Origin of the sequence: Bacteroides sp. (assembly GCF_019417265.1) — a bacterium.
Taxonomy (GTDB): Bacteria; Bacteroidota; Bacteroidia; order Bacteroidales; family Bacteroidaceae; genus Phocaeicola.
Genome location: NZ_DXVR01000158.1, coordinates 1 through 3,523 on the forward strand (window position 1 = coordinate 1; position 3,523 = coordinate 3,523).

4 protein-coding genes are annotated in these 3,523 nt (G+C 39.0%); all 4 read left to right on the forward strand.

The annotated features are described in order from the left end of the window. Nucleotides 1–357 (forward strand): MFS transporter (locus tag QZ379_RS12380; RefSeq protein ID WP_291565330.1); only part of this gene is annotated, 357 nt, incomplete at its 5' end. Between the two features lie 77 nt (nucleotides 358–434). Then, nucleotides 435–2,324 (forward strand): glycoside hydrolase family 2 TIM barrel-domain containing protein, encoded by a 1,890-nt coding sequence (locus tag QZ379_RS12385; RefSeq protein ID WP_291565333.1) that lies wholly within the window; start codon nucleotides 435–437, stop codon nucleotides 2,322–2,324. Further along, a complete protein-coding gene (locus QZ379_RS12390) occupies nucleotides 2,308–3,261 on the forward strand; it encodes a beta-galactosidase small subunit (protein ID WP_291565336.1) in 954 nt (317 codons plus the stop codon). Before QZ379_RS12385 ends, QZ379_RS12390 begins: the two co-directional genes overlap by 17 nt. 60 nt (nucleotides 3,262–3,321) lie before the next feature. After that, nucleotides 3,322–3,523, forward strand: a 202-nt coding sequence (locus QZ379_RS12395) for a cupin domain-containing protein (RefSeq protein WP_291565339.1), incomplete at its 3' end; no start/stop codon positions are given.

Genomic DNA, 3,523 nt, shown 5'->3' on the forward strand with positions numbered 1-3,523 from the left:
CTTACATCCCTTGGAGAAGGACCTTGGCAGGGAGACATGAGTGCAGTAATTGCACAATGTTCAGAACATACTTATTTAAAGAGTGGAAAGCGAATTGACGGTTCCATGTTCTCTTGTACTTCATTAGGCGTAAAACTCGGTGGAGGTATTGGTATTGCACTTTCAGGCTGGATGCTAGATATAAGTGGATATATTAACCTTGACAACGCAGTTCAGCCAGATAGCTGTATTAATATGATGTATTTTATGTATTTGTGGCTTCCGTTCATATTTGACATAATTATTACAGTCATTCTTTCATTCCTTAATGTAGAGAGTGCAAATATGAAATTAAAAGAAAATATGCAGAATCAGTAATGAAAATAGCCCCTGAAGTTTGTCTTTAGGGGTTATATAGAAAATAAGAAAAAAGGAGAATTATTATGAATGCTGATATGAAATGGTTAGACGATCCGGAAGTGTTCCGTGTAAACCAGTTGGACGCACACAGCGACCATTGCTACTATATAGATTATGCAGATATGGAAAAATCGGAGAATCCATTGATGCAGTCATTAAATGGACAATGGGAGTTTGCTTTTAGTAAAAATGTAATGGATAGACCGAAAAATTTTTATGAGGAAAATTTTGATGCATCTTCATTTGCTAAGATTATGGTTCCGGGGCATATCGAACTGGCAGGCTATGACAAAATACGCTATATCAATACAATGTATCCGTGGGAGGGAAAAGAATATCACAGGGGTGCGTATAGTATGGAGAGTACCGGGGACGAGGCAGGAATGTTTTCTGAGGCAGAGTATAATCCTGTCGGATCTTATATCAAACGATTTGATTTGAGCGAGCAAATGCGTGAAAAGAAAATCTGTATCTGTTTTGAAGGTGTGGAAGAAGCAATGTATCTGTGGCTGAATGGTCAATTTGTAGGATATGCGGAGGATAGTTTTACACCGTCAGAATTTGATCTGACACCATTTATCAGAGAAAAAGGAAATGTGCTGGCAGTTCAGGTCCATAAAATGAGTACGGCAGCATTTTTGGAAGATCAGGACTTTTTCCGCTTTTTTGGAATTTTCAGAAATGTAACTTTAAAAGCAGTGCCAGAGGTGCATTTGGAAGATGTATGGTTTCAGCCGACACTAAACAAGGATAATGTAAGCGGCAGGGTATCGGTAAAGATGAAAGTAACTGCTCCAGAAGGAAAGAAAGTAGCTGCCCATTTTGTTTTAAAAGACCGAGAGAATAATCAGGTGGCAGAGGACAATATCACCTTAGAGGTAAAGGATGGAAGTCGTGTAGGAGTGATTGATACTGAGGTTGGAAGTGTTAAGGCATGGGATAATCACTGCCCATATCTGTATCACGCATATGTAGAGCTTAGAAGCGAAGATGGAGAAATATTAGAGATAATTCCATATGATATAGGTTTCAGAAGACTTGAAATGATTGACAAGGTAATCTATTTAAATGGTAAACGTCTTGTCATTACCGGCGTAAACCGTCATGAGTGGAGTGCAAAGACAGGAAGAAGCATCGGTATGGATGAAATGACAGCAGACATTGATTGTATGATTAGAAATAATATCAATGCGGTACGCACCTGCCATTATCCGGATCAGATACCGTGGTATTACCTGTGTGATAAAGCTGGTATTTATGTAATGGCAGAAACGAATATGGAAAGTCATGGAACATTCCAGAAACTTGGTGCGATTGAACCATCGTGCAGCGTACCTGGTTCTATTCCTCAATGGAGGGGGGCTGTTGTTGACAGGGCTAGAAGTAATTTTGAAACTTTTAAAAACCATACAGCAATTCTTTTCTGGTCTTTAGGAAATGAATCTTATGCGGGTGATGACATAGAAGCAATGAATACTTACTTCAAGGAAAAGCAGGATGGCAGATTTGTTCATTATGAAAGCTCTTTCTATGACCGTAATTATGAGGAAACCATATCAGATGTAGAGAGCAGAATGTATGCAAAGCCTTATGAAGTGGAGGAATATTTAAATAATAATCCAAAGAAACCTTATCTTTTGTGTGAGTATATGCATGATATGGGTAATTCGATGGGAGGACTTGGTACTTATATGAAGTTAATAGATAAGTATGAGATGTACCACGGTGGATTTATCTGGGATTTCATTGATCAGGCACTTCTCGTGAAAGATGAAGTGACAGGAAAAGAAGTTTTGCGTTATGGCGGAGACTTTGATGATAAGCCTTCTGATTATGAGTTTTCAGGAAATGGAATCGTATTTGCAGACCGTAAGGAAAAACCAGCTATGCAGGAAGTGAGGTATTACTATGGCTTATACAGATAAGAATAAATTGAGAGTTGTATATGGAGATTATACACTTGGCGTACATGGAGAAGGGTTTGACTATATATTCTCTTATTCACAGGGCGGTATAGAGTCTATAGTAAAAAAAGGTTATGAATGGCTGTATCGTTGTCCAAAGCCTACTTTTTGGAGAGCATTAACAGATAATGACAGAGGCAGCAGGTTTCATATTAAAAGTGGAAGCTGGCTCGCATCGGATATGTTCATTGACTGTAAAAAAACGGAAGTTATTATGGACGGTGAACGGCAAAAGCAGTATGCTCCGGACAATAATAGCTATGGCGGTGATGTGGCTGCCGGGGAAATAATTGTGAAATATACCTATGAGACTGTCAGCAATCCAGTAACAACAGTCATTATATCTTATATAATTGATGTAATTGGAAATATCAAGGTGGATGTGGATTACACAGGAGTAAAGGGACTGCCGGAACTTCCGGTATTCGGAATGAGGTTTATTATGCCGACACTTGCAGATAAATATATGTACAAGGGATTATCGGGGGAAACCTATCCGGACAGAAAGGCAGGGGCAGAAAAAGGAGTTTATGAGGTATCAGATTTGAGACTGATACCATATCTGGTTCCACAGGAATGTGGTATGAGAATGGATACAGAGTGGCTGGAGATTACAAGACATACAAGTCTTGATAATAGCAGAACGGATAGTTCAGCACAGACATTAAGAATAGAGAAAAACGACAAGGCATTTGCTTTTTCATGCCTACCTTATACAGCATCAGAGATTGAAAACGCAACACACCATGAGGAACTGCCACCAGCAAGAAGAACAGTCCTTTGTGTCTATGGTGCAGTAAGAGGAGTCGGTGGAATTGATAGCTGGGGAAGTGATGTGGAAGATGATTATCGGATTAGTGCAGAAAAAGACATTCACTATTCCTTCATTATCCGCTAAGTTTGTTTGAGGAGTTGCTTGCAAGTGTTATTGGTATATGAGAACAGAACTGATGGAATAGTGGTAGAGTGGAAGAAAACAGTGCATTTTCCACCACATTTACATGAAGCAATAGAGGTAGTGTATGTAACGGATGGGGATATTGAACTTGGAGTTGGACAAGAATTGTATCACATGGATGAGGGTGATTTTGCAATCGTGTTTCCAAACGTAATACATCATTATCAAGTATTTGGGAAAAAAGAAAACAAGGTAATATACC

Bases quoted from the DNA above. Each gene is read 5' to 3' on its own strand.
- QZ379_RS12385 (WP_291565333.1), top strand. From the start codon at position 435: ATGAAATGGTTAGACGATCCGGAAGTGTTCCGTGTAAACCAGTTGGAC.
- QZ379_RS12390 (WP_291565336.1), top strand. From the start codon at position 2,308: ATGGCTTATACAGATAAGAATAAATTGAGAGTTGTATATGGAGATTAT.